The sequence below is a fragment of the Burkholderia sp. WAC0059 genome (genome assembly GCF_002870125.1).
Taxonomy (GTDB): Bacteria; Pseudomonadota; Gammaproteobacteria; order Burkholderiales; family Burkholderiaceae; genus Paraburkholderia.
The window spans coordinates 178,787-204,505 of record NZ_PNEO01000010.1 but is presented as its reverse complement, the minus strand read 5'-3'; the positions used below and the strand labels follow the sequence as shown (position 1 = coordinate 204,505).

At 68.4% G+C, this 25,719-nt stretch carries 20 protein-coding genes; 19 read left to right on the top strand and 1 reads right to left on the bottom strand.

The window, feature by feature from the left end; all coding sequences use genetic code 11:
* Positions 1 to 148 precede the first annotated feature (148 nt).
* From CY652_RS12685 to CY652_RS12675, 3 genes are read left to right on the top strand one after another with little or no spacing between them, the layout of a single operon-like run.
* The gene (locus CY652_RS12685) at positions 149 to 3,262 is read left to right on the top strand and encodes an efflux RND transporter permease subunit (protein WP_102131054.1); all 3,114 of its coding nucleotides are present in this window, start codon (positions 149 to 151) and stop codon (positions 3,260 to 3,262) included.
* Positions 3,259 to 6,591: an efflux RND transporter permease subunit gene (locus CY652_RS12680; RefSeq protein WP_102131053.1), complete on the top strand. Its 3,333-nt coding sequence runs from the start codon at positions 3,259 to 3,261 to the stop codon at positions 6,589 to 6,591. Before CY652_RS12685 ends, CY652_RS12680 begins: the two co-directional genes overlap by 4 nt.
* Before the next feature lie 2 nt (positions 6,592 to 6,593).
* Positions 6,594 to 8,147 carry an efflux transporter outer membrane subunit gene (locus tag CY652_RS12675; protein ID WP_102131072.1) on the top strand — a complete coding sequence of 518 codons (1,554 nt, stop codon included), beginning with the start codon at positions 6,594 to 6,596 and terminating at the stop codon, positions 8,145 to 8,147.
* 45 nt (positions 8,148 to 8,192) lie between these two features.
* On the opposite strand, the gene CY652_RS12670 is transcribed toward CY652_RS12675, so the two are convergent.
* Positions 8,193 to 9,179, bottom strand: a complete 987-nt coding sequence (locus tag CY652_RS12670; RefSeq protein WP_102131052.1) for a GlxA family transcriptional regulator — start codon at positions 9,177 to 9,179, stop codon at positions 8,193 to 8,195.
* A 122-nt stretch (positions 9,180 to 9,301) separates the two neighbouring features.
* Between CY652_RS12670 and CY652_RS12665 the strand changes: the two genes are divergently transcribed.
* The 16 genes from CY652_RS12665 to CY652_RS12590 all read left to right on the top strand — a co-directional run bounded on the left by CY652_RS12665 (position 9,302) and on the right by CY652_RS12590 (position 25,486).
* Positions 9,302 to 9,985 (top strand): DJ-1/PfpI family protein, encoded by a 684-nt coding sequence (locus tag CY652_RS12665; protein WP_102131051.1) that lies wholly within the window; start codon positions 9,302 to 9,304, stop codon positions 9,983 to 9,985.
* Between the two features lie 241 nt (positions 9,986 to 10,226).
* Positions 10,227 to 10,970, top strand: coding sequence for a hypothetical protein (locus CY652_RS12660; protein ID WP_102131050.1), 744 nt, complete (start codon positions 10,227 to 10,229; stop codon positions 10,968 to 10,970).
* Between the two features lie 120 nt (positions 10,971 to 11,090).
* Positions 11,091 to 11,486 (top strand): DUF2946 domain-containing protein, encoded by a 396-nt coding sequence (locus CY652_RS12655; protein WP_180970556.1) that lies wholly within the window; start codon positions 11,091 to 11,093, stop codon positions 11,484 to 11,486.
* A 106-nt stretch (positions 11,487 to 11,592) separates the two neighbouring features.
* On the top strand, positions 11,593 to 12,513 hold the full coding sequence (locus tag CY652_RS12650; protein ID WP_374703654.1) for a hypothetical protein: 921 nt from the start codon (positions 11,593 to 11,595) through the stop codon (positions 12,511 to 12,513).
* 2 nt (positions 12,514 to 12,515) lie between these two features.
* Positions 12,516 to 12,899: a copper resistance CopC family protein gene (locus tag CY652_RS12645; protein ID WP_102131048.1), complete on the top strand. Its 384-nt coding sequence runs from the start codon at positions 12,516 to 12,518 to the stop codon at positions 12,897 to 12,899.
* 2 nt (positions 12,900 to 12,901) lie between these two features.
* Entirely contained in the window at positions 12,902 to 13,837 is a 936-nt protein-coding gene (locus CY652_RS12640) for a copper resistance D family protein (RefSeq protein ID WP_102131047.1), read from the top strand.
* Between the two features lie 142 nt (positions 13,838 to 13,979).
* Positions 13,980 to 15,302, top strand: coding sequence for a TIGR00366 family protein (locus CY652_RS12635; protein ID WP_102131046.1), 1,323 nt, complete (start codon positions 13,980 to 13,982; stop codon positions 15,300 to 15,302).
* Positions 15,303 to 15,617: 315 nt separating this feature from the next.
* Positions 15,618 to 16,433, top strand: coding sequence for a sulfotransferase family protein (locus tag CY652_RS12630; RefSeq protein WP_102131070.1), 816 nt, complete (start codon positions 15,618 to 15,620; stop codon positions 16,431 to 16,433).
* 418 nt (positions 16,434 to 16,851) lie between these two features.
* Positions 16,852 to 17,652 (top strand): N-acyl homoserine lactonase family protein, encoded by an 801-nt coding sequence (locus CY652_RS12625; RefSeq protein ID WP_102131045.1) that lies wholly within the window; start codon positions 16,852 to 16,854, stop codon positions 17,650 to 17,652.
* Between the two features lie 118 nt (positions 17,653 to 17,770).
* Positions 17,771 to 18,097, top strand: a complete 327-nt coding sequence (locus CY652_RS12620; RefSeq protein WP_102131069.1) for an NIPSNAP family protein — start codon at positions 17,771 to 17,773, stop codon at positions 18,095 to 18,097.
* A gap of 99 nt (positions 18,098 to 18,196) precedes the next feature.
* Positions 18,197 to 19,624, top strand: coding sequence for an aldehyde dehydrogenase family protein (locus tag CY652_RS12615; RefSeq protein ID WP_102131044.1), 1,428 nt, complete (start codon positions 18,197 to 18,199; stop codon positions 19,622 to 19,624).
* A gap of 139 nt (positions 19,625 to 19,763) precedes the next feature.
* Positions 19,764 to 20,162 carry a carboxymuconolactone decarboxylase family protein gene (locus CY652_RS12610; protein WP_102131043.1) on the top strand — a complete coding sequence of 133 codons (399 nt, stop codon included), beginning with the start codon at positions 19,764 to 19,766 and terminating at the stop codon, positions 20,160 to 20,162.
* Positions 20,163 to 20,315: 153 nt separating this feature from the next.
* The gene (locus tag CY652_RS12605) at positions 20,316 to 21,659 is read left to right on the top strand and encodes an MFS transporter (RefSeq protein ID WP_102131042.1); all 1,344 of its coding nucleotides are present in this window, start codon (positions 20,316 to 20,318) and stop codon (positions 21,657 to 21,659) included.
* 98 nt (positions 21,660 to 21,757) lie between these two features.
* Complete coding sequence (locus CY652_RS12600) at positions 21,758 to 22,882, top strand: zinc-binding dehydrogenase (RefSeq protein ID WP_102131041.1); 1,125 nt, start codon at positions 21,758 to 21,760, stop codon at positions 22,880 to 22,882.
* A 74-nt stretch (positions 22,883 to 22,956) separates the two neighbouring features.
* A complete protein-coding gene (locus tag CY652_RS12595; RefSeq protein WP_102131040.1) occupies positions 22,957 to 24,639 on the top strand; it encodes an MFS transporter in 1,683 nt (560 codons plus the stop codon).
* A 154-nt stretch (positions 24,640 to 24,793) separates the two neighbouring features.
* Complete coding sequence (locus CY652_RS12590) at positions 24,794 to 25,486, top strand: GntR family transcriptional regulator (protein ID WP_102131039.1); 693 nt, start codon at positions 24,794 to 24,796, stop codon at positions 25,484 to 25,486.
* The last annotated feature ends 233 nt before the right edge of the window (positions 25,487 to 25,719 follow it).

Below are 25,719 nucleotides of genomic sequence, written 5' to 3'. Positions count from 1 at the left end.
CGCGCGGCCGGCCTCGGGCGCGGCGGCGGACGCGGACGACGCGTCGGGCCCGGCCGCGGGCAGCGGCGCTCGCGGCCACCGCCGGCACGCGCGCGCATCGGACGCGGCCGCCGCGTCGCAGGCATCGTAAGTCGCGGGCCGCCAGCCGATGAACTTTTCCCGTCTGTTCATTCTGAGGCCAGTAGCCACGTCGCTGCTGATGGTCGCCGTCGTGCTCGTGGGGATCGTCTCGGTACGGTTCCTGCCGGTCTCGTCGCTGCCCAACGTCGATTACCCGACCATCCAGGTGCAGACCTTCTATCCGGGCGCGAGCCCGGAGGTGATGGCCACGACGGTGACCGCGCCGCTCGAGGTGCAGCTCGGCGAGATTCCGGGCCTGCAGCAGATGGTCTCCTACAGCTCCGAGGGCGCTTCGGTCATCACGCTGCAGTTCGACCTCTCGCTGAACCTCGACGTCGCCGAGCAGGACGTCCAGCAGGCCATCAACGCGGCCAACAGCTACCTGCCGACGGGCCTGCCCGCGCCGCCGACCTACGCGAAGGTGAACCCGGCCGACCAGCCGATCCTGACGCTCGCGATCACCTCGAAGTCGATGTCGCTCACGCAGTTGCAGGACGCGGCCAACAACCGCCTCGCGACGAAGATTTCCGAAGTGCAGGGCGTCGGCCTCGTGACGACGGCGGGCGGCAACGTGCCGGCCGTGCGCGTCGAGGCGGACCCGCAGAAGCTGGCCGCCTACGGCCTGAACATCGACGACCTGCGCACGCTGCTCGCCGACATCAACGTCAGCCAGCCGAAAGGCAACTTCGACGGCCCCGAGCTCGACTACACGATCAACGCGAACGACCAGATCTCGGACCCGAACGACTACCTGAACAGCGTCATCGCCTACCAGAACGGCGCGCCCGTCTATCTGCGCGACGTGGCCCGCGTGTCGTCGGCGGCCGAGGACGTCGAGCAGGGCGCCTGGTACAACCGGCAGCCGGCCATCGTGCTGAACATCCAGCGCCAGCCCGGCGCGAACGTGATCGCCACGGTAGGCCAGATCATGCGGGAGCTGCCGACGCTCGAGTCCACGCTGCCCGCGGGCATGCAGGTCACGGTCGTCTCCAACAGCACCGGCGTGATCCGCTCGTCGGTGTCGGACGCGGCCTTCGAGCTCCTGCTCTCGATCGTGCTCGTCGTGCTCGTGATCTTCGTGTTTCTGCGCAACGTGCCGGCCACGATCATCCCGAGCATCTCGGTGCCGGTTTCGCTGATCGGCACGCTCGCGGTGATGTACGAGCTCAACTACTCGATCGACAACCTCTCGCTGATGGCGCTCATCATCGCCACCGGTTTCGTGGTCGACGACTCGATCGTCATGATCGAGAACATCGTGCGCTATCTGGAGGAGGGCAAGAGTCCGCTCGAGGCTGCGCTCGAGGGCGCGGGACAGATCGGCTTCACGATTCTCTCGCTGACGATCTCGCTGATCGCGGTGCTGATCCCGCTGCTCTTCATGGGCGGCGTGATCGGCCGGCTCTTCAGCGAGTTCGCCGTCACGCTCGCGGTGACGATCGTCATATCGGCCGTGGTGTCGCTCACGGTGGTGCCGATGCTCTGCGCCCGCATCCTGCGCGCGCAGGCGCAGCGTGCGCCGAGCCGCTTCGAGCGCTTCAGCGAGGGCATTTTCGAGCGCACGCTTGCCGCCTACGAGCGCGGGCTGCGCTGGGTGCTCGACCACCAGGTGCTGACGCTGTGCGTCGCGACGGGCACGGTGGTGCTGACCCTCGTGCTCTACGTCGTCATTCCGAAGGGGCTCTTCCCGGTGCAGGACGTCGGCGTGATCCAGGGGATCACGGTGGCCGACAACTCGGTGTCCTACTTCGAGATGGCGAAGCGCCAGGCCGCGCTCGCCGACCTCATCCTGAAGGACCCGGACGTGGTCTCGCTCACGTCCTACGTCGGCATCGACGGGACCAACCCGACGCTGAACAACGGCCGCTTCCTCATCAACCTGCGCGATCACGACCGCCGCTCGCTGACGGCCGCGCAGATCGCGCGGCGCATCGAGGGCGAGGTCACGCAGGTGCCGGGCATCCGGCTCTACCTGCAGCCCGAGCAGGACCTCACGCTCGACACCACGGTGTCGCGCAACCAGTACAGCTTCGTGCTGCGCGGGCCGAACCAGCAGGCGTTCAACAAGTACGTGCCGGCGCTCATCGCGAAGATGAGGCAGGTGCCGTCGATCACCGACGTCACGAGCGACCTGAACACCGACGGCCTCAGCATCGACGTCGAGCTGAACCGGCAACTGGCCGCGCGCTACGGTATCACGGCCGCGACCGTCGACAACCTGCTCTACGACGCGCTCGGCCAGCGCATCGTCTCGACCATCTTCCAGCAGTCGGACCAGTACCGGGTCATTCTCGTGGCCAAGCCCGAGGCGCTGCCGACCGTCGAGTCGCTCGGCAACCTCTACCTGCCGAGCCAGACGAGCAGCAGCGGGCAAGTGCCGCTCTCGGCGGTCGCGACGATCAGCGTCACGCATTCGCCGCTGATGATCAGCCACCTCGCGCAGTTCCCGTCGGTGACGATCTCGTTCAACCTCGCGCACGGCGCCTCGCTGAGCGCGGCCGTCAGCGAGATCCGCAAGGTCGAGCAGCAGGTGAACCTGCCGCCGTCGATCACCTCGACGTTCCAGGGCGCGGCCCAGGCGTTCGAGGACTCGCTCTCGAGCGAGGTCTACTTGCTGGTCGCGGCGCTCGTGGCGGTCTACATCGTGCTCGGCGTGCTCTACGAGAGCTACGTCCACCCGGTGACGATCCTCTCGACGCTGCCCTCGGCCGGCATCGGCGCGCTGCTCGCGCTGATGATTGCCGGCAGCGACCTCGACGTGATCGGCATCATCGGCATCGTGCTGCTCATCGGCATCGTCAAGAAGAACGCCATCATGATCGTGGACTTCGCGCTCGAAGCCGAGCGCGAGCACGGCAAGTCCTCGTACGACGCGATCTTCGAGGCGTCGCTGCTGCGCTTCCGGCCGATCCTGATGACCACGCTCGCGGCCATGCTGGGCGCGCTGCCGATGCTGCTCGGCACCGGCACGGGCTCGGAGCTGCGCCGGCCGCTCGGCCTCGCGATCATCGGCGGCCTGACCGTGAGCCAGTTGCTCACGCTCTTCACGACGCCTGTGATCTATCTGCTCTTCGACCGGCTCGGCCAGCGCTTCGGGCGCCGGCGGCGGTCCAGTGAGGGCCCCGCGGGGAGCGCGCCGTGAACATTTCGGCGCTGTTCATCCGGCGCCCGGTCGCGACCAGCCTGCTGGCGGTCGCGATCGCGCTGTCCGGCATCCTCGCGTACTTCCGGCTGCCCGTCGCCCCGCTGCCGAACGTGGCCTATCCGGTCATCGTCGTGCAGGCGAACATGGCCGGCGCGAGTCCGAACATCATGGCGTCCACGGTGGCCGAGCCGCTGGAGCGGCGGCTCGGCTCGATCGCCGACGTGAACGAGCTCACGTCGATCAGCTACGTGGGCTCGTCGATGATCGTCGTCATGTTCGGGCTGAACCGCGACATCAACGGCGCGGCCCGCGACGTCGAGGCGGCGATCCAGGCGGCCCGCGCGGACCTGCCGACGACGCTGCGCAGCAACCCGAGCTATCGCGAGTACAACCCGGCCGAGTCGCCGATCATGGTGCTCGGGTTGACCTCGAACACGCTCACGAAGGCGCAGCTCTACGACTCGGCCGACTCGGTTCTCCAGCAGCAGCTCTCGCAGGTGGACGGCGTCGGCGAGATCACGCTCGGCGGCGGCGCGCTGCCGTCGGTGCGCGTCGAGCTCGAGCCGGGCAAGCTCAACAGCTACGGCATCGGCCTCGAGGACGTGCGCGCGGCGATCAGCGCGGCCAACGCGGACAGCGCGAAGGGGCACCTCAACGAGGGCAGCCAGCGCTACGAGATCATTTCGAACGACCAGATCAGCAAGGCCGCGCCGTACCGCAACCTCGTCGTCGCCTATCGCGACGGCGCGCCGGTGTTCCTGCGCGACGTCGCCTCGGTCGTCGATTCGAACGAGAACATCCGCAATGCGGGCCTCTACAACGGCCAGTCGGCCGTGCTCGTGATCGTCTATCCGCTGCCGGGCAGCAACGTCGTCAATACCGTGCGGCAGATCCGCGAGCGCCTGCCCTCGATCGAGGCGGCGTTGCCGAGCGACATCCACGTCAACGTGGCGGTCGACCGCTCCGAGTCGGTGCGCGCCTCGGTGGGCGACACCGAGCGCACGCTCTTCATCGCCGTGCTGCTCGTCGTCGGCGTCGTTTTCGTGTTCCTGCTCTCGCCGCGCGCCACGCTGATTCCGGCCGTCGCGCTGCCGCTGTCCATCATCGGCACGTTCGGGCCGATGTACCTGCTCGGCTACAGCATCGACAACCTCTCGCTGATGGCGCTGACGATCGGCACGGGCTTCGTGGTCGACGACGCCGTGGTGGTGCTCGAGAACATCGTGCGCCACATGGAGTTGGGCCTTTCGCCGAAGGAGGCCGCGCTGCGCGGCAGCGGCGAGGTGGGCTTCACGGTGATCTCGATGAGCCTCTCGCTGATCGCGGTGTTCCTGCCGATCCTGCTGATGCCGGGCATCGTCGGGCTGTTGTTCCACGAGTTCGCGGTGACGCTGTCGATCGCGATCCTGTTCTCGCTCCTCATCTCGCTCACGATCACGCCGACCATGTGCGCGTACCTGCTGAAGCACCAGCAGGCGCAACAGCAGGGGGCGTCGGGCGGGCGCTGGGCGCGTATCGCGGGCTGGATCGAGCGGCAGTTCGAGCGCTTCACCGACGCGTACTCGCGCTCGCTTACCGCCGTGCTCGATCACTCGCTGCTCGTCGTGCTCGTGCTGATCGCGCTGCTCGTGCTCAACGTCTTCCTCTTCCGGCTGCTGCCGGCCACGTTCTTTCCGGAGCAGGACACGGGCATCCTGATCGGGCAGATCATCGCCGACCAGAGCATCTCGTTCCCGTCCATGGAGAAGAAGCTCGCGCAGCTTCAGGCCATCGTGCAGAAAGACCCGGCGGTGCAGTCCGTCGCCGGCTTCACGGGCGGCCGCGCGCTCAACACGGCCAACGTGTTCATCGAGCTCAAGCCGCTCGCCGAGCGCGGCATTTCGGCCTCCGGGGTCGTCAACCGCCTGCGGCCGAAGCTCAACGCCGTATCGGGCGCGCGGCTCTTCCTGCAGGCCCAGCAGGATCTGCGCATCGGCGGCCGGCAGTCGGCGGCCGAGTATCAGTACACGCTCACGAGCGACGACGCCGACGCGCTCTTCAACTGGGTGCCGAAGCTCGTGACCGAGCTCGGCAAGGGCCAGTATCGCAACCGGTTGCTGGACGTGAACTCGGACCTCCAGCAGAACGGCCTGCAGACCTATCTCAGCATCAGCCGCAGCACCGCGATGCGCTACGGCTTCGAGCCGAACCAGATCGACAGCGTGCTCTACGACTCGTTCGGCCAGCGCACGGTCTCGACGATCTACAATCCGCTCAACCAGTATTTCGTGGTGATGGAGGTGGCGCCGAAGTATTGGCAGTATCCGGAGTCGCTCAACCAGGTGTTCCTGAGCGCGGCGGCGGGCAACCCCTCGGGCACGAACCAGACGCAGATGCCGGGCGGCACCGTCACGGCGGTCCAGCAGCCCGTGGCCGTCGGCACGTCGACGACGGGGGCGAGCACGAACTCGCTGAACTCGAACGCCGAGGCGAACCAGCTCACCAACAGCATTTCCAACAGCAAGGGCGGCAGTTCGAGCGGTAGCGCGGACAGCACGGCGGCCGAGACGATGGTGCCGTTGCCGACCATGGTCAGCTACCTGAACAGCCATACGGCGACCCAGGTGAACCACCAGAGCGGCCAGGTAGCCGGTACGATCTCGTTCAACCTGCCGCCGGGCGGCTCGCTGAGCGCGGCGGCCGACGCCATCCAGGAGGCGACCCGCGCCATCGACATGCCGGCCTCGATCCACGGCGCGTTCGCGGGCGCGGCCCAGGCCTACGCGCAGTCGATGGGCGCCGTGCCGCTCCTCGTGCTCGCGGCGCTCGTCGTGGTCTACATCGTGCTCGGCGTGCTCTACGAGAACACGATCCACCCGCTCACGATCCTCTCGACGCTGCCCTCTGCCGGGATCGGCGCCACGCTTGCGCTGCTGATCTTCGGCACGCCGTTCTCGGTGATCGCGTTGATCGGCATGATCCTGCTGATCGGGATCGTGAAGAAGAACGGCATCATGATGGTCGACGTCGCCATCCAGATGCAGCGCAAGGAGGGGCTGGACGCCCGCGGGGCCATCCACGCGGCCGCCGTGGTGCGGCTGAGGCCGATCCTGATGACGACGACGGCCGCCGTGCTCGGCGCGGTGCCGCTCGCGATCGGCATCGGCCAGGGCGCGTCGCTGCGCCAGCCGCTCGGGGTCACCGTGATGGGTGGCCTGATTCTCAGCCAGGTTTTCACGCTCTACACGACGCCGGTCATCTACCTGTACCTCGACCGTGTCCGCGCACGGCTTGCCCGGTGGTCCGCCGGCCTGCCGTGGAACCGCCGTACGGATGCAAGCGCATGAACATGAAAACTTCCCGCACCGTCCTGGCCGCCTCGCTCGCGCTGCTCGTCAGCGGCTGCATGGTCGGCCCCAACTATCGCCGGCCCGACGTGACCGCGCCGACCGCCTGGAAGGAACTGCCCGGCTGGACCCAGGCCGCGCCCGCGGCCGAAGGCCCGAAGGGCGAGTGGTGGACCGCGTTCAACGACCCGCTGCTCGACACGTTCGAGCCGCTCGTCTCGGTGTCGAACCAGACTGTCCGCCAGGACTACGCGAACTACCAGGAAGCGCTCGCCGAAGTGCGGATCGCGCGCAGCTCGCTGTTCCCGACCATCGGCGTGACCGGGTCGGCCACGCGCGAGCGTACCTCGTCGGGCAGTCTCGGCACGGGGACGGCGAGCGCGGGCCTCGGCAATCTCGCGCGCATCAACAACGCCGGCTCGCTCGAAGGCGACGTGAGCTGGAACCTCGACGTCTGGGGGCAGGTGCGCCGCACCATCGAGGAGAACGCGGCGACGGCCGAGGCCAGTCAGGCGACGCTCGCCAACGCGACGCTTTCCGAGCAGATCGCGCTTGCCACGGCGGTCATCAACCTGCGCGTCGCCGACGCCAACATCGACCTGCTCACGCATACGGTCGAGGCCTATCAGCAGTATCTGCGCGTCGTCGCCGACCAGGACCGGGCCGGCACGGTGCCGCCGTCGGACCTCATTGCCGCGCGCACGCAGCTCGAGAACGCGCAGTCGAGCCTGATCGCGCTCGGCGTCTCGCGCGCCGAGTACGTGCACGCGATCGCCGTGCTCGTCGGCAAGAATCCCGAGGAGCTCGACATTCCGCACAGCGCGGCGCTGCCGGCGCTGCCGCTCGTGCCGGCCGGCGTGCCCTCGACGTTGCTGCAGCGCCGGCCCGACATCGCCGTCGCCGAGCGCCAGATGGCCGCCGAGAATGCCTCGATCGGCGTCGCCGTCGCGGCCTGGTATCCGGCGATTTCGCTCTCGGCGCTCGACGGCTTCACGCAGTCGCCGTTGGGCGGCCTGCTGCACGTGGCCAATTACGTTTGGTCGCTCGGCGCCAGCGCGAACGAGACGATTTTCGACGGCGGCGAGCGCAGCGGCGAGGTTGCCGCCGCGCGGGCCAGCTACGACGCGGCCGTCGCTAACTACCGGGGCACCGTGCTCGGCGCGTTCCAGAACGTCGAGGACGATCTTTCGGGTCTGCGCATCCTCGAGCAGCAGGCGGGCGTGCTCGACGCGGCCGTCACGGACGCAACGCACGGCACCGAAATTGCGCAGAACGAATACGAGGCCGGCACGGTGGACTACACCACGGTGGCGACGGCCGAGGCCACGCAGCTCAGCACCCAGGAAAGCGCGCTGAGCGTGCAGCAGCAGCGCCTGCTCGACACGGCCTCGCTGATCGGCGATCTCGGCGGCGGCTGGTCGGCCGATGAGCTGTGCGATCCGCGCCATGCCCGCTGCGAGGGCGACGGCGCGGCGCGCAAGAGCGCGAGCGCCGCCGCCGCGGCAAGCGCCGCGAGCACGGCAAGCACTGCGAGCGCGACAAGCGCCGCGAACTGACGGCGGGCACGGACGCGCAGCCCGGCGCGCCCGCGTTTGCCGGTTTCATCCCGACGACCGTCCCGACGCGAAGCGTTCCCGATAGGCCTGCGGCGTGACGCCGATGGCGCGCACGAAGCTACGCCGCATGGTTTCCTCGCTGCCGAATCCGCAGCGGGCGGCAATCCGTTTCACCGACCACGACGTCTCTCCCAACTGCCGTTGCGCGGCCTCGACGCGAATCTGCTCGACGGCGCGCGCCGGCGTACGGCCCGTTTCCGTCCGGTAGTGCCGCATGAAACTGCGCTCGCTCATGCCGGCCCGCCCGGCGAGGGCGGGCACGGACAGATCCGCGGCGAGATGCCCGGCCATCCAGGCATGCAGCTCGGCGAACCGGTCGCTTTCCTTCTGCATCGACAGAGGCGCGCTGAATTGCGCCTGGCCGCCGGGGCGCTTCAGAAAAACCACGAGGTCGCGGGCCACGTCGAGGGCGAGGGCGCGCCCCAGATCGTCCTCGACGAGCGAGAGGGCGAGGTCGATGCCCGCCGTGACGCCCGCCGAGGTCCAGACGGCTCCGTCGCGAATGAAGATCGGGTCGGGATCGACGCGCAGTGCCGGATAGCGTTGCGCGAGCTGGCGGCAGTGGTTCCAGTGCGTGACGACCCGGCGTCCGTCGAGCAGCCCGGCCTGCGCGAGCAGGAACGCGCCCGTGCACACGGACGCGACGCGTCGCGAGCGGGCGGCCTGCCGCCGTACCCAGCGGATCAGCCGCGCGTCCCGTGCCGCTTCGTAGACGCCGTCGCCACCCGCGACGACCAGCGTATCGACGGGGCGCTCTCCGCCCGGCAGCGCTTCGGCAAGCAGGCCGAGCCCGGCCGACGAGACGACGGCGCCGGATTGCGCGGCGACGACGCGCGGCGCATAGGGGGCGGGCAGGCCGCGTTGCCGCGCGAGCTTGCCGGCCGACGCGAAAACCTGCAGCGGTCCCGAGACGTCGAGCAGTTGCACGTCCGGAAAGGCCAGCACGAGAATCGATCGGGGTGCGTCGGCCATGGCGGTAAACGTGGGAATTATGGCAATTCCGCCACACCTTACCCGCGTACATTGGATCTGTCCATCGCCGTCGGCCCGCAACCTGCCGGCGTTTTTTCCCCTCCATCGTCCGAGGTATCGCCATGACGCTCCATGTCGGCTTTCTGCTGTTTCCCCAGGTTCAGCATCTCGATCTCGCCGGGCCGCACGACGTGCTGGCCGCGCTGCCGGGTGCGAAGACCCATCTGGTCTGGAAGACGCTCGACCGGTTCGCCGCGAGCAGCGGTCTCGTGCTGACGCCGGACACGACGTTCGATGCCTGCCCGCCGCTCGACGTCGTGTGCGTGCCGGGCGGAATCGGCATCGCCGCCCTGATGGAGGATCGGCAGACGCTCGACTTCCTGCGCCGCCAGGCAGCCGGGGCCCGCTACGTCACGTCGGTCTGCACCGGAGCGCTCGTGCTCGGCGCGGCGGGACTGCTGCGCGGACGGCGCGCCACGACGCATTGGGCCTTCCACGAATTGCTCGAGCCGCTGGGGGCGATCGCGGTGCACGAGCGGGTCGTGCGCGACGGCAATCTCATCACGGGCGGAGGCGTGACCGCCGGCATCGACTTCGCGCTGACGCTCGCCGGCGAGGTGGCCGGCGCTCAGGAAGCCGAGGCGATCCAGCTCGAACTCGAATATGCGCCCGCGCCGCCGTTCGACGCGGGCCATCCCGACCGCGCGGGCGCGTCGATCGTGGCGAGAGTGCGCGCGCAGTCGGCCGATACGTTCGAGCGCCGTCGGCAGATCGTCATGCGCATCGCGTCTGGCGGGGCCTCGTAGCGCCGTCGCCGATGCTTCGCGAGGGGCTTCATGTCGGCCGAATAAGCACCCGCCGCCATTCGACACCGACAAAATGATCGCCCACAATCCGGATGCAATCGCCGGGCCGGCCCGCCGTTTCGGGACGGGTCGACGGACGATTGCGACGGATAACCAGGCAAAAATGGGCGACGGGGGAGCAATGGAACCGATCACGCTGGGGCAGTGCGTCAGGGGCGCATGGGTGGGCGGATGTGTGGCGATGGCACGCCGGCCGGGCGTCGCGTTCGCCTCGCTGGTGTCGCTGCTGATCCTGAATCTGGGCCGGCTCGCCTTTCCGGTCGCCGCGCCGCTGGCGGCGGGCAGGCTGCACGCCATGACGTCGATGTTCGTCGGCCTGCAGACCCTGATCGGGACCGCCCTGTCCGTGTACGTCATCCGGTATATGCTGCTCGACGATCACGAGCGCGATTCGTCCGGCGAATTCTTCAGGGCCTGGCTGCGCTACGTACGCGTCAACGTGATGCTCGGGTTCATCATGAGCATTCCCGTCGTCGCGATCGTCCTCGCGGTTCTTGTCGGCCTCCCGCATCTCCTGCATGCGTGGGGCCTGCCCGCGAGACCGCTCGCCATGAAGTTCCTGGTCGTCGTGCTGACGCTGGCGGCCGTGTGCATCATGCTGGCCGTGTACTTCAGATTCGGCCTGCTCGGCTGCCACGTCGCCATCGGCGGACAGGCATCGTGGCGCGCGGCCTGGCGCGATTCGCGCGAGCATGTCTGGAGCATCTTCGCGGCTCACTTCGTGACGTGGCTGCCGATACTCGCCGTCTGGATCGCCCTGTTCGTCGTCATGCACGTCCACGCGAAATCCGTCGGCGTCCCGGTTTCGCCGGGGTGGATTGCCTGTCTGCGGGTGTTCGGGTCCTTCGTCGGCACGTACACGAGCTCGGCCTGCGCGAGCTGGCTCTATCGCCGTTTCGCCGCGCGGCTGCTCTTCGAAACGTAGCGGGGCGCGCGTTTTTGCGGGCCGCTTTGTGTCCGTTTTGCCGTCCTGAACCCGCGGCTTTCACCCATACCCCGTATGCGGGTTGCGTGGCATAATTCGGCACACTCTTCCGTGTTCGCCATGTCACGCATTCGCCTGCAAAAACTCGGCAGCCTGCTCGGATTGCTTGCAATCCTGATGAGCACGCTCGCGCCGACGATTTCGCAGACGCTGGCCTCGCGCGACCGGTTGCAACAGGCGCTCGCCACCTACTGCACGGCCGTCCCCGAAAGCGGCGGCATGATGATGGCGATGCCGGGCGACGGCGACAAGTCCTCGCCCGCGCACGCGTCCAACTGGCAGGCCTGCGCGTATTGCGGGCTGCTCGCGCACATGCCGGTGATGCCCGGCATGGTCATCCCGTTCGCGGCGGCGCAGGCCGTCGCGCATGCGTCGGTCGCGCTCGCGCACGACGAAGTGCGGGCCTTGTTCTCCCATACCGCCGCGAAGCCGCGCGCGCCGCCTGTTTTCTCCTGATCTTCCGTCTTCGCACGAACAATCCGATGCGTTCGCAGGCCGTGGCGCGGCGTCGTCGCGCGCATGCGCCGGCGAGGCATCAGGACAACCAGGAGAATTACGCACCATGCGCACGCTTTTCACGCGGCGCGCGGGGTTCGCGCACGCCGTTCCGATGGCGATTGCCGCGGTCTCGCTCGCCGTTTCGTCGGGCGCCTCGGCTCATGCCGTCGTCGGCGATCGCGTCTTTCCCGCGACGCTGACCGTCGACGACCCCGGCGTCGGCGACGAGTTCGACACCCAGTTCGGCCACATCAAGGCACCGGACGACGACGGCGACGCCATGAACGTCAACACCGTGTCGTACGAGTGGGACAAGTTGATCACGCAGAACCTCGCGTTCAGCATCGCCAGCGACTACGTGAGCCAAAACGACCCGAACGGCGGCTCGGCGAAGGGCTGGGACAACATTACGCTCGGCGTCAAATATCTCGTCTACGCCAACGCGGCGCACGAGTTCATGGCGTCGGTCGGGCTCGAGTCCGAGGTCGGCGGCACCGGCTCGAAGTCGATCGCCAATGCGTTCTCGACCTTCACGCCGACCGTCTACTTCGGCAAGGGCTTCGGCGATCTGCCGCCGCAACTCGGCTATTTGCGGCCCTTCGCGATTACCGGCGAGATCGGCCCCAATCTGACGACGGCGTCGTCGGAGACCGGGCCGAACTCGTTCGGCTGGGGGCTCACGCTGCAGTACAGCCTGCCTTACCTGCAATCGCAGGTGAAGGACCTCGGGCTGCCGCAGCCGTTCAGCAACCTCTTTCTCGTCGTCGAGGCGCCGATGAGCACCTGTACGGCGGGCGCCTGCGCGGGGCAGACCACGGGCACGCTCAATCCGGGCGTCCTGTGGCTGAACCGCTACGGGCAATTCGGCGTCGAGGCGCAGATTCCGGTCAACCGTCTGACCGGCGAGCATCCGGGCGTGCTGTTCGACGCCCATCTGTACTTCGACGATATCTTTCCCAACTCTCTCGGCAAACCGCTCTTCTGACCATGAAAACTTCCTTTACTTCCACTGGCACGCTCACGGTGCGCGGCCTCGTCGCCGCGCTGATGCTGGCCGCCTCGCAACTGGCCAGCGCCCACGCGTATCCGACCCACGAGACGCCCGGCGCCGGCGCGACCGTCGCGACGACGCAGCAGAACGTCGCGATCGACTACGACGACGGGCTCGAGCCCGCCTTCAGCTCGATCACCGTCACCGACGCGCAGGGCAAGTCGGTGACGCGCGGCAAGTCGGTCGTCGATCCGGCGAACAACCGGCACATGTCGGTCGTGCTGAATCCGCTCGCGCCCGGCGTCTATTCCGTCGCCTGGGTCGCGATCGCGACGGACAGCCACCGCACGCAGGGGCACTACACGTTCACGGCGAAGTGACGATGGACGCGCTCGTCGTCGCGGAGATCGCGGTCGCCGCCGTGCAGGACGTCCTCTTCGCGCTGGCGGCCGGAATGCTGGCCGTCCGCCTGATGACGTCCGGGATCGGCGGTGCGGCAGCGGGGGCGGGCGCGCCCCGCTGGTCGCGCTGGCAGGGCGGCGCGGCGCTCGCGCTCGCGTGCGCGCTGGCCGTCTACCTGTGGCTGCAGGCCGCCGTGATGAGCGGGTCGCCGCTCGCCGAGGCCGGCTCCGCGGTGACGGCCGTGCTGACTGAATCGCACTTCGGTCTCGCCTGGTCGGTCGGCTGCGCCGGCGCGGCGGTCATGGCGCTCGGCGGCTTTTTCAGTGCCGGCCGCGCCGGCCGTCCGGGCGGTTCCGGCGCGACCGTCACGGCGCTCGGCGCGCTCGTCTATGCGGCCGGCCGCGCCGCCGAAAGCCACGCCGCCGATACGGGCGACTTCACGTTGCGCGAAGCGGTGCACGTCGTGCACCTGGGTTCGACGGCGTTGTGGGCCGGCAGCGTGATCGTCTCGGCCGTACTGCTGCGGCGGCGCGAAACGGCGCTTTCCGGCGGGCCGCAGCGCGCGGCGTTCTGTTCGCGGCTCTCGCAACTGGCCACGGCGGCGCTCGCGATCGTGGCCGCGACGGGCATCTACAACGCGATCCAGGATACGGCGCACACCGTCGGGCCGCTGCTCGGCGAGGCCTACGGCCGGGTGCTCGCGGCCAAGCTCGTGCTGGTCTGCGCGACGGTGCTGCTGGGCGGCGCGAACCGTATGGTGTTCCTGCCGCGCATGCAGGTCGCGGCGGCGTCCGGCGACGCCGCGCTCGCGCAGGTGCAAGCGCAGCGACGTTTCGGGCAACTGCTCGCCGTCGAGGCGCTGGCCATGCTCGGTGTCCTGATCGTCGCGGCCGTGCTCGGCCACACGTCGCCGTAGACGGCGCCGGGTCGGGCCCGGCGGTCTTCCGCCCGTCCGGTTCCCGCCGGCGGGCGTCTTATGCAAGAATCATGACCCGGCGCGCAACGAAAAACACAAGGCGCGACCGCATTCCAACATTCAGGTGACGAGGAGCAGACAAGTGATTCAGCGTATTTCGGGCTTTTTTACGGGGGTCGTGCATCGGGTGCTGCCCGACCCGCTTATTTTCGCCATCCTGCTGACCGTGCTGACGTTCGTGCTGTCGTTCGCACTGACGCCGCAGCCGCCCGCGGATCTGGTCATGATGTGGGGCACGGGTTTCTGGAACCTGCTCGCGTTCTCGATGCAGATGGCGATGATTCTCGTGACGGGCCACGCGCTCGCGAGCTCGGGGCCCGTGCGCCGGCTGCTCGTCGCGATCGCGACCTGCGCGCGCACGCCGGGGCAGGGCGTCATGCTGGTGGCGTTCGTCGCCGCGGTGGCCTGCGCCATCAACTGGGGCTTCGGGCTCGTACTCGGCGCGATGTTCGCGCGCGAGGTGGCGCGCCGCGTGCAGGGCACCGACTACCGGCTGCTCGTCGCCTCGGCCTACATGGGCTTCCTGACCTGGCACGGCGGGCTGTCGGGCTCGGTGCCGCTCGTCGCCGCGACGAAGGGCAATCCGATGGAAAAGGCGATCGGCCTCATTCCGGTGTCGGACACGATCTTCACGGGCTACAACGCGTTCATCACGATCGCGCTCATCGTGCTGCTGCCGATCCTCGTGCGCTTCATGATGCCGAAGCCCGGCGACGTGGTGGCCGTCGATCCGGCGCTGCTCGAGGACCCGCCCGTCTTCGCGCGCAGGTTGGGCCCCGACGCGACGCTGGCCGAGCGCATCGAGGAGAGCCGGTGGCTCTCGATTCTCGTCGCCGCGCTGTGCGCGGTCTTTCTCGCGGTCCGTTTCTCGAAGCGGGGCTTCGCGCTCGACATCGACACCGTGAACCTCGTGTTCCTCGCCGCCGGCCTCGTGCTGCACGGCTCGCCGATGGCCTACGCGCGCGCCGTCGCGACGGCCGCGAAGGGCGCCTCGGGCATCATGATCCAGTTTCCGTTCTACGCGGGCATCCAGTCGCTGATGGACCATTCGGGGCTGGCCGGCGTCATCACGAAGTGGTTCGTCGACATCGCGAACGTCCACACGTTTCCGCTGCTGGTGTTCCTGAGCTCGGCGCTGATCAATTTCGCGGTGCCCTCGGGCGGCGGCCACTGGGTCGTGCAAGGGCCGTTCGTGATGCCGGCCGCGCAGGCGATCGGCGCCAATCTCGGCAAGTCGGCCATGGCGATCGCCTACGGCGAGGCCTGGACCAACATGGCGCAGCCGTTCTGGGCGCTGCCCGCGCTCGCGATCGCGGGCCTCGGCGTGCGCGACATCATGGGCTACTGCGTGACGGCGCTGCTGTTTTCCGGCGTGGTGTTCGTCGCGGGCCTGTATCTGTTCTGACTGCCTGCCGGCGGCGAGGCAGCGATGGACACGCCGGCATTGCAGCGCGCCCATCCAGCCGTGGCCGAACCGTCGTCTCTTTCGCGTCTGCGAACGCTTTTTCGTCCGGCTCGACTTGAGTGACGGCGCGCGCCGCCGAGGCGGGAGCGCGCGAACTTCTCGAAGAAAAAGCGAAGCGTCGGCCGGCGGCGCGCCGGATCGGCGGCTCCGTCACCGCGATGCCACGCTATGATTGCCGGGCATTCGCCGGACTGCCGGCGCCGCCGTTCCCAGGGACGCCGGACGCTGCGCGGTTCTCACGGGCTCAAGGACAACATGACCAGACAGATGCATTTCATTTCGGGGCTGCCGCGCTCGGGCTCGACGCTGCTGGCGGCGCTGCTGCGGCAGAATCCGCGTTTTCACGCGGACATGTCGGGACCGCTCGCGGGCCTTTTCGGCGCGCTGCTCGGCGAGATGAGCGGACGCAACGAGTTCTCGCTCTTCATCAGCGACGAGCAGCGCCAGCGCCTGCTGCGCGGGCTCTTCGAGAACTACTACGGCCCCGAGATCGGGGCGCCCGTAATCTTCGACACCAACCGCACCTGGTGCATGCGGCTGCGGGCGATTCGCCAGTTGTTTCCGCAGGGCAAGGTGATCGCCTGCGTGCGCGACATCGCCTGGATCGTCGACAGCATCGAGCGGCTGGTTCAGCGCAACGCGTTCAGCCCGTCGACGATCTTCAACTACTCGACGGGCGGCACGGTCTATACGCGGGCCAACGCGGTGGCCGGGCCCGAGGGGCTCGTGGGCCTCGCCTACGACGCGCTCAAGCAGGCGTTTTACGGCGACGACACGCAATGCCTGATGCTGGTCCAGTACGACACGCTCGTGAACGAGCCGGCGCGGGCGCTCGCGGCCCTCTACGAGTTCATCGGCGAGGCGCCGTTCGAGCACGACTTCGAGAACGTGAACTACGACGCGAGCGAGTTCGACACGCGCGCGGGAACGCCCGGGCTGCACGAGGTGCGCCCACGCGTGCAGGCCAACACGCGCGCGACGGTGCTGCCGCCGGACCTCGTGCGCCGGTTCTCGGGCGACGCGTTCTGGCGCGACTCGAAGCTCAATCCCCGGGGCGTGCGAGTCGTCTAGCCTCGGGGCGGGGCGATCCGGGATCGTCCGGACTCGACGCGCGGCGGCCTTGCGAGCCGCCGTTTTCTTTTGTGCCGTCCACTCCGGAGTCTTGTCGCGCAGTCTTGCCGCGCAGTCTTGCCGATTAACCGGAACGCTCCGGCGCACCCCGGAACGAACTGCGCAACCGGCACAACCCGAAAGCCCGCCGTCGGGCAATTCGCCAGGCGTGGAATTTGCTGCGCCGCACGACGGCGGCGCGGCCGGAACCGTCATGCGCCCGATTCGCGGTGCCCCTGTTTTTATTGACTGATTGTATGACACGAATATAATGGCTCGCAGCAACGTGGCGGGCGACGAGGCACAATAGAGGGCCGGCCCGCAACCGCCCGCAGGTTTGAGCCGGACACGACACGAAACAAAACACGGAGACATCAACATGGCCGAGCAGCTCGAGAACTATCGCGTCTACGCCGTCAAGTACGCGCACCACGACCGTCCCGCAAGCAACAACTTCATCGGCGGCGATCCCCACGACGAATCGATGCCGCTCGATTACTTCGTCTGGGCCGTGGTGGGCGAGTCGCGCACGTTCATCGTCGACACGGGCTTCGACGCGAAAACGGCGGCCGGCCGCGGCCGCAGCATCCTCAATCCGATCGACGCGGGGCTCGGGAAAATCGGCATCCGCGCGAGCGAGGTCGAGGACGTCATCATCACGCACATGCACTACGACCACGCCGGCAACCACGATCTCTTTCCGCGCGCGCGCTACCACGTGCAGGACCGCGAGATGGCGTTCTGCACGGGCCGCTGCATGTGCCACACCATGCTGCGCAACACGTTCGAGGCCGACGACGTGAAGGCGATGGTCGACCGCGTGTTCACGGGCCGCGTGCAGTTCCACGACGGCGTTTCGCATCTCGCGCCGGGGCTCGCCCTGCACTGGGTCGGCGGCCACACGGGCGGCCTGCAGGTGGTGCGCGTGCATACGGCGCGCGGCTGGGTCGTGCTCGCGTCGGACGCTTCGCACCTGTACGCGAACATGAATCAGGGGCGACCGTTCCCCATCGTCTACAACGTCGGCGACATGCTCGAAGGCTACGAAACCCTGCACCGGCTGGCGGATTCGCCGTCGCACGTGATTCCGGGCCACGATCCCGACGTGCTGCGGCGCTTCCCGGCGCACGACCGCGAAACCGAAGGCTGGATCGCGCGGCTCGACGCCGAGCCGCGTTGACGGCGGGCGCGCCGCCGCCCGCGCGGTCCTTGCGCCGAAAGCGGACTGTCGGGCAGGCCGGCGGCGTAGCAGGTAACATCGGACCGGGTTTTACCCGTTCCCTTTCATGGAGAAACAGATGATTATCGAAATGCGCATCTATCACTGCGCGCCGGGCCGCCTGCCGGCACTGAACGATCGCTTCAAGAACACCACGCTCGCGTTCTTCAAGAAGTACGGCATCGAGCAGATCGGCTTCTGGACGACGCTGATCGGCCCGAGCAACCACGCGCTGACCTATTTGCTGAAGTGGGAAAGCCTCGCCGAGCGCGAGGCCAAGTGGAACGCGTTCCAGGCCGATCCGGAGTGGATCGCGAAGCGCGCGGCGAGCGAGGCCGAGAAGCCGATCCTCGAGCGCGTCGAGAACGTGTTCCTCACGCCGACCGAGTATTCGGCGCTGCGCTGACGGCATCGGCGGGCGTGCCTCGCGCAAGACGGTTGCGCGCGCGCCTGCTTCCTTGAAGCTGAATCGGAATTCATCGAAACTCACCGGGAGTCGTTCGCAATGCAACGTGCAGCACAGTTCTACATCGACGGGCAATGGGTCGAGCCGGCTTTGCCCGCCTGGTTCGATCTCGTCAACCCGGCCACCGAGGCCACGTTCGGCCGGCTCGCGCTCGGCAGCGCCGCCGACGTCGAGCGCGCCGTCGTCGCCGCGCGCCGCGCGTTCGCGACGTATTCGGAAACGGGCGTCGCCGAGCGCATCGCGCTGCTCTCGCGCATCCTGCAGATTTACGAGCGCCGCATCGACGAATTCGCCGAGGCGATGCGCGTCGAGATGGGCTCGCCGATCACGTTCGCGCGCAACGGCCAGGCCGCGCGCGGCCCGGCGCACCTGAACGCGCTCATCGACGTGCTGAAGCGCTTCGAGTTCGAGGAGCAGCGCGGCACCACGCGCCTGCGGCTCGAGCCCGTCGGCGTGTGCGGACTCATCACGCCGTGGAATTGGCCCGTCAACCAGATCGTCGTGAAGATCGCGCCGGCGCTCGCGGCCGGCTGCACGATGGTGCTCAAGCCGAGCGAATATTCGCCCATCAGCACGCTGCTGTTCGCCGAGGTGCTGCACGAGGCCGGCGTGCCGGCCGGCGTCTTCAATCTCGTGAACGGCGACGGTCCCGGCGTGGGCGCCGCGATCGCCTCGCATCCCGACATCGACATGGTGTCGTTCACGGGCTCGACGCGCGCGGGCATTCTCGTCGCGCAGATGGCGGCGCAGACGGTCAAGCGCGTGGCCCAGGAGCTCGGCGGCAAGTCGGCCAACATCCTGCTCGACGACGTGAACCTCGAGGAGGCCGTGACGCGCGGCGTCGCCGCCTGCTTCACGAACTCGGGCCAGTCGTGCTCGATTCCGACCCGCATGCTCGTGCCGCGCCATCTGATGAACGACGCCGCGCAGATCGCGAAGCGCGCCGCGCAGACCTACCGCGTCGGTCCGACCGAAGACCCGGCGACGCAGCTCGGGCCGCTCGTGAACCGCAACCAGTTCGAGCGCGTGCAGACGCTGATCCAGCGCGGCATCGACGAGGGCGCGCGGCTCGTGACGGGCGGCACGGGCCGGCCCGACGGGCTCGCGCAGGGCTACTTCGTGAAGCCGACGATTTTCGCGGACGTGACGCCCGACATGACGATCGCGCGCGAGGAAATCTTCGGGCCGGTGCTCTCGATGATGGCCTACGACACCGAGCAGGAAGCCGTCGGGATCGCCAACGGCACGGATTACGGGCTCGCGGCCTACGTACAGTCGGGCAGCCTCGAGCGCGCCCGCAAGGTCGGCCGCGCGCTGCGCGCGGGCGGCGTGCACCTGAACTATCCGCAGGCCGACTTCGGCGCGCCGTTCGGCGGCTACAAGCGTTCGGGCAACGGGCGCGAGTGGGGCGAGGCGGGGCTGCGCGAGTACCTCGAGATCAAGTCGATGGTCGGCTACGGCGCGTAGCCGCCGGGCCGGGGTGTCCGCGTCGCGGGCACCCCAAAAAATTTTGCCCGGCTTGAATGTATGACAATCATCTGGGAAGACGATATTCGTGCCGCATCGTCGTCTTGTCGGCGCAACGGAAATGAAAAAGGGGCAACGGATGGAACAGAACGAACGGTTTGAGCAGGGCTTCGCGAACCGCAAGGAAGTGCTCGGTGCGACGCACGTCGAGAAATCGTGGGCGAATGCCGACGAGTTCAACCGGCCGATGCAGAAGCTCGTGACGGAGTACTGCTGGGGCGAGATCTGGGGGGATTCGACGCTGCCGTTCAAGGCCCGCAGCATGCTGAACATCGGGATGCTGACGGCGATGAGCCAGCACCACGAACTGGCCGTCCACGTGCGCGGCGCGCTGCGCAACGGCGTGACGAAGGAAGAGATCCGCGCGGTGCTGATGCAGGCGGCGATCTACTGCGGGGTGCCGCTGGCGCTCGCGGCGTTCCGCGTGGCGAGCGAGGCCATTCGCGCCTACGAGGCCGAGCAGGCAGCCGCCGGCTGAAGCGAGGCACGCGGCCGGCGCGGCGTCAGGATCTGGACGAAGCGTTGCGCGAGCGCAGGGGCAGGGGGGCCGGGCGGCGCGATGCCGTTCTGGGCGGACCCGCCCAGCCGTGCGGGCGCGCGCCGGCCGGCATGAACGAAACAGGAGACAACCATGAAAGCGTTGACTGCGGAAGACGTGGTGCGCGAAGAAAGCGGACAGTCCATCGAAGTGAGACGTCGCAACGCCCTGAAGGGCGCGATGTTCTCCGAATTCATCGACATGTTCGACATCTATCTGCCGGTGGTCGTGCTCGCGCCGGTGCTGCGGTATTTCCAGCCCGCGCATCTGTCGGGCGGCATGGAGACGATTCTCGCCTCGCTCGTGTTCATCACGACGCTGCTCGGCCGGCCGGTCGGCGCGCTGATATTCGGCGTGGTGGCCGACCGCGTGGGCCGGCGCAAGGCCTCGATCTGGTCGGTGTCGGGCTTCGGCGTCGTCACGCTGCTCATCGCGCTGCTGCCGGGCTACGGGCAGATCGGCATCGTTTCGTATGGGCTGCTCGTGTTGCTGCGGTTTATCGACGGCATTTTTCTCGGCGGCGGTTATGCGGGCGCCGTGCCGCTCGCGATCGAGTACGCGAAGAAGGAGCAGCGCGGCCTCGTCGGCGGGCTCATCATGACGGGCTTTCCGGCGGCCTACGTCGCGATCAATCTGGTCGCGATGCTGATGTTCGCGCTCTTCCCGCTGAACGGCCTGAACTCGCCCTACGCGCAGTGGGGCTGGCGCATTCCGTTCGTGCTCGGCGCCGCGCTCGCGGCCGTTCTCGCGACGTACTACGTGCGTCACGTCTCGGAGTCCGAGATCTGGCAGAGCACGGCGACCGAAAAGCCGGAAAAGCTGCCGCTCTCGGACCTGCTGTTCGGCAAGAGCGTGCGCAGCCTCGTCCAGGTGATGCTGCTGATGACGGGCTTCTGGCTCACGCAGAACATCATCACGATCTTCGTGCCGACGGGGCTCCTGCTGCATACGCTGCACCTCGGCAGCTTCGCGACCACCTCGACGCTGCTGATCTCGTACTTCGTGCTGATCTTCAGCTACATCGCCTCGGGTCTTTTCGCGCAGAAAATCGGCCGGCGGCGTTTCTTCGTGAGCGTCGGACCGCTGATCGCGACGCTCGGCGCGGGGCTGCTCTACGTGCTCTCGAGCGCGAGCGGGCTCGGCCTGCCGACCGTCATGCTGCTCGTGTGCCTGCTGTCCGTGCTCGTCACGGCGCCGTGGGGCGTGCTCATCACCTACATCAACGAGCGCTTCGCCACCGACGTGCGGGCCACCGGTTTCGGCGTGGGCTTCAGCCTCTCGGTGATCGTGCCGTCGTTCTACGCGTTCTACCTGAACGGGCTCAGCGCGGTCATGCCGGCCCGCTTCGCGCCGGCCGTGCTGCTCGCGATCGGCGGGGTGATCGGCGCGATCGGCGCGCTGATGGGCCCGGAGACGAAGGACGTCGACATCGGCTGAACCGCCGGCCCCGCGCGTCGACCACGGCGCGCGGGCGGAAAACGCAACGGCCGCCCCTGACGCGCGGCCCCGTTCGCAGGAAGCAGGAGACATTCGCGATGAAGATTCGCGCAGCGGTACTCGAACAATCGGGCCTCCCGGCGCCCTATGCCGACACCCGGCCGCTCGTCGTGCAGAGCGTCGATCTCGCGCCGCCGGGTCCGGGCGAAGTGCTGGTCCGGATCGCGGCAGCCGGCATCTGCCATTCCGATCTTTCCGTGGTCGAGGGCGTGCGGCCGCGGCCGTTGCCGATGGTGATCGGCCACGAGGCGGCGGGCGTCGTCGAGGCCGTCGGCGAGTACGTGACCGATCTGCAGCCGGGCGACCACGTCGTTTCGGTGTTCGTCGCGGCCTGCGGGCACTGCAACCCGTGCGCGAGCGGGCGGCCGGCGCTTTGCGAACCCGGCGCGCTGGCCGGCGGCGCGGGCACGCTGCTCGGCGGCGCACGCCGGCTTTCGCGCGACGGCCAGCCGATCAACCATCACTCCGGCATCTCAGCGTTCGCCGAGTACGCGACGGTCTCGCGCTACTCGCTCGTCAAGGTCGATCGCGACCTCGCGCTCGACGAGGCGGCGCTTTTCGGCTGCGCGGTGCTGACCGGCGTCGGCTCGGCCGTGAACGCGGCGCGCGTCGCGCCCGGCTCGCAGGTGGCCGTGATCGGGCTCGGCGGCGTCGGGCTCGCGGCCGTGCTCGGCGCGCTCGCGGCGGGCGCCGCGCGCGTCGTCGCGATCGACGTGAACGCCGACAAGCTCGAGTTGGCCCGCGCGCTCGGTGCGACCGACACGTTCGACGCGAAGGCGCAGGACGTCGCCGAAGCCGTGCGCGACGCGACCTCGGGCGGCGTGGACGCGGCGCTCGAGACGGCGGGCGCGCTCGCCGCGCTCGAACTCGGCTATGCGATCACGCGGCGCGGCGGCGAGCTCGTGACGGCCGGCCTGCCGCCGCCGGCCACGCGCCTCGCGATTCCCGCGGTGTCGCTCGTGGCCGACGAGAAATCGGTGCGCGGCAGCTACATGGGCAGCAGCGTGCCGTCGCGCGACGTGCCGCGCTTCATCGAGCTGTACCGGCGCGGCCGCCTGCCCGTGGACCGGCTCGTCACGCACCGGCTCGCGCTCGACGAGATCAACGCGGGCATGGACCGGCTGCGCGAGGGGCGCGCCGTGCGGCAGATCGTGACGCTGTAAGGGCAGGGCGGCGCGCCGCCTTTGCGGGGCGCGCGAACCATCCAGACAAAAACGCAATAAGCAGGGAGACGGATATGGCAGCAGGTTCGAACACGGCCGCCGCGGGCAGCGCGCAGCCGCAGCCGGGTATCAGCACCTCGACGGCGAAGGTCATCGCGGCGGCATCCATCGGCACGATCTTCGAGTGGTACGACTTCACGCTGTACGGCTCGCTCGCGACCGTGATCGCAAGCCGCTTCTTCGCCGGCGTCAATCCGGTCACGGGCTTCATCTTCGCGCTGCTGACCTTCGGCGTCGGCTTCATCATGCGGCCGGTCGGCGCGGTCGTGTTCGGGCGCATCGGCGACATGATCGGCCGCAAGCGCACGTTCCTCGTGACCATCGTCATCATGGGGATCTCGACGGTCGGCGTCGGCTGCCTGCCGGGCTACGCGTCGCTCGGTCTCGCCGCGCCGATCCTGCTGATCGGGCTGCGCATGCTCCAGGGGCTCGCGCTCGGCGGCGAATACGGCGGCGCCGCAACCTACGTGGCCGAGCATTCGCCGCGCAACCGGCGCGGCCTGAACACGTCGTGGATCTCGGCGACGGGGACGATCGGCCTGCTCCTGTCGTTCGCGGTGGTGCTGGTTACGCGCGTGCTGACGGGCCCGCACTTCGATACGTGGGGCTGGCGCATTCCGTTCATTTTCTCGGTGCTGCTGGTCGCGATTTCCGTGCGCATCCGCATGCGCATGGAGGAGTCGCCGGCGTTCCAGGCGCTCAAGAACGAAAGCCGCCTGTCCCGCGCGCCGCTGACGGACACGTTCCTCGTCTGGGCCAACGTGAAGCGTCTCATCGTGGCGCTGTTCGCGATCTGCGGCGGCATGACCTGCGTCTACTACACGGCGGTGCTGTTTCCGACGTTCTTCCTCACGCACACGCTGAAGGTCGATCCGACCCAGGCCAACGTCGTCGTCACGCTGGCCACCTTCGTCTGCATGCCGCTCTTTCTTTTATCGGGCTGGTTGTGCGATCGATTCGGACGCAAGCCGGTGCTGCTGGCCAGCTTCCTTTTGACCATGCTGACGCTGTTCCCGATCTTCCACGCCATGACGCGCTATGCGAACCCGGCGCTCGCGCAGGCGCAGGCGAGCGTGCCGGTCTGGGTCGAGGCGGATGCGCGGACCTGCTCGTTCATGTTCAACCCGCTCGGCTCGCGGCACTTCACGAACTCGTGCGACATCGCCCGCGAGGCGCTGACCGAGGCGGGCGTCAGCTACGAAACGCGCGATGCGGCGCCCGGCGCTGTCGCGACCGTGCATGTCGGCTCGCAGGCGGTGGCGGCCTACGACGGGGCAGCGCTCGACGCCGCCGTGCTCAGGGCGAAGTCGTCGGCGTTCGGCACGGGGCTGCGCGCGGCGCTCGACGCCGCCGGCTTCCCGCGCACGGCTGCGCCCGCGCAGTTCAACACGCCGATGGTGTGCCTGCTGCTCGTCGTGCTGCTTGCCTGCATGACGCTCGCGCTGACGCCGACGGCGCCCGCGCTCATCGAGATGTTCCCGACGCGCATCCGCTACACGTCGATGTCGTTTCCCTACCACTTTGCGAGCGGCTGGATCGGCGGGCTGCTGCCGACGATCTCGTTCGCGCTGTCGGCGCAGCAGGGCGACATCTACTTCGGGCTCTGGTATCCGGTTGCCTGGATCGCCGTGTCGTTCGTCGTGGCGCTGCTGTTCCTGAAGGAGACGAAGGACGTCGATCTGGGCGTGGACTTCTAGCGCCGCCGTTTCAGCCGTTTCCGCTGTTTCCCGTCACCGGGCCTGCCGCGGTGCGAACGCCCCGCGACAATCATGCGGCGCACAAGCGGTAGCGGTTGGCAATTCTTTCCGTGTATGATAGGACGGTATCAGTTTGTAGGACGGGAATACAATAATGTCGACAGAGATTGGCGTCGTGCGGCCCGAAACGCTTCGTCATCAGGTCGAAAACGTGCTGCGTCAGGCGATCATGAGCGGGCGTTTCGCGCCCGGCGCGCGCCTGATCGAGCGCGAACTGTGCGAGTCGCTCGGGGTGAGCCGTACCTCGGTGCGCGAGGCGCTGCGCCGTCTCGAGGCCGAGAAGCTCGTGCGCAGCGTGCCGCACAAGGGCCCCACGGTCGCGATCATGTCGCGCGAGGAGGCCGCCGAGCTCTACGCGCTGCGCGGGCTGCTCGAAGGGTTTGCCGCGCACGAGTTCGCGCGGCTCGCGGACGACTCGGCGATCGCGCGTTTCGGCGAGGCGGCGAAGGCACTGCGCGTGCAGGCCGTCGCGCAGGATCAGGACGGCGTGCTGAAGGCAAAAACTGCGCTTTACGACGTGCTGCTCGGCAATTGCGGCAACGCGCTCGTCAAGGAAATCCTCACTAGCCTGTATTCGCGCGTGAATCTGCTGCGCGCGACCTCGCTGATGCATCCGGACCGGCTGCCCAACAGCCTGCGCGAAATCGACAAGCTCTACAAGGCGCTCAAGGCCCGCGACGCCGATGCGGCCGAAGCTGCCGCGCGGCTGCACGTCGCGAACGCGGAAAAGGCCGCGATGCGGATGCTCGAAAGCACGATGTCCGCCGCCCCGGCCGGCTCGCAGTAGCACCGCCGCCGTCGCCCGGCGGGCCTTCCTGCTGCTGTTTCCTGCTGCTTTTCCCGTTGTCCTATCCGCGGTTCCGGCGGGTCCGCCGACGTCCAACCGGACCAGGCGGGCCAATTGCCCAAGACCGTTCGGCTCCTTTCGGGGCCGGCGCGAAGCTGGCGGCCCGTCCGTTTCGCATTTCGCCTCCCGTTTCCGAACCGTTCCCGCGCCTTGCGCCGCAAGGCACGCGCGTT

What these genes read in the sequence shown, in the direction of transcription:
- CY652_RS12685 (WP_102131054.1), top strand. Translation starts at nt 149, where the DNA reads ATGAACTTTTCCCGTCTGTTCATTCTGAGGCCAGTAGCCACGTCGCTG.
- CY652_RS12675 (WP_102131072.1), top strand. Translation starts at nt 6,594, where the DNA reads ATGAAAACTTCCCGCACCGTCCTGGCCGCCTCGCTCGCGCTGCTCGTC.
- CY652_RS12670 (WP_102131052.1), bottom strand. Translation starts at nt 9,179, where the DNA reads ATGGCCGACGCACCCCGATCGATTCTCGTGCTGGCCTTTCCGGACGTG.
- CY652_RS12665 (WP_102131051.1), top strand. Translation starts at nt 9,302, where the DNA reads ATGACGCTCCATGTCGGCTTTCTGCTGTTTCCCCAGGTTCAGCATCTC.
- CY652_RS12660 (WP_102131050.1), top strand. Translation starts at nt 10,227, where the DNA reads ATGGCACGCCGGCCGGGCGTCGCGTTCGCCTCGCTGGTGTCGCTGCTG.
- CY652_RS12655 (WP_180970556.1), top strand. Translation starts at nt 11,091, where the DNA reads ATGTCACGCATTCGCCTGCAAAAACTCGGCAGCCTGCTCGGATTGCTT.
- CY652_RS12650 (WP_374703654.1), top strand. Translation starts at nt 11,593, where the DNA reads ATGCGCACGCTTTTCACGCGGCGCGCGGGGTTCGCGCACGCCGTTCCG.
- CY652_RS12645 (WP_102131048.1), top strand. Translation starts at nt 12,516, where the DNA reads ATGAAAACTTCCTTTACTTCCACTGGCACGCTCACGGTGCGCGGCCTC.
- CY652_RS12640 (WP_102131047.1), top strand. Translation starts at nt 12,902, where the DNA reads ATGGACGCGCTCGTCGTCGCGGAGATCGCGGTCGCCGCCGTGCAGGAC.
- CY652_RS12630 (WP_102131070.1), top strand. Translation starts at nt 15,618, where the DNA reads ATGACCAGACAGATGCATTTCATTTCGGGGCTGCCGCGCTCGGGCTCG.
- CY652_RS12625 (WP_102131045.1), top strand. Translation starts at nt 16,852, where the DNA reads ATGGCCGAGCAGCTCGAGAACTATCGCGTCTACGCCGTCAAGTACGCG.
- CY652_RS12620 (WP_102131069.1), top strand. Translation starts at nt 17,771, where the DNA reads ATGATTATCGAAATGCGCATCTATCACTGCGCGCCGGGCCGCCTGCCG.
- CY652_RS12615 (WP_102131044.1), top strand. Translation starts at nt 18,197, where the DNA reads ATGCAACGTGCAGCACAGTTCTACATCGACGGGCAATGGGTCGAGCCG.
- CY652_RS12610 (WP_102131043.1), top strand. Translation starts at nt 19,764, where the DNA reads ATGGAACAGAACGAACGGTTTGAGCAGGGCTTCGCGAACCGCAAGGAA.
- CY652_RS12605 (WP_102131042.1), top strand. Translation starts at nt 20,316, where the DNA reads ATGAAAGCGTTGACTGCGGAAGACGTGGTGCGCGAAGAAAGCGGACAG.
- CY652_RS12600 (WP_102131041.1), top strand. Translation starts at nt 21,758, where the DNA reads ATGAAGATTCGCGCAGCGGTACTCGAACAATCGGGCCTCCCGGCGCCC.
- CY652_RS12595 (WP_102131040.1), top strand. Translation starts at nt 22,957, where the DNA reads ATGGCAGCAGGTTCGAACACGGCCGCCGCGGGCAGCGCGCAGCCGCAG.
- CY652_RS12590 (WP_102131039.1), top strand. Translation starts at nt 24,794, where the DNA reads ATGTCGACAGAGATTGGCGTCGTGCGGCCCGAAACGCTTCGTCATCAG.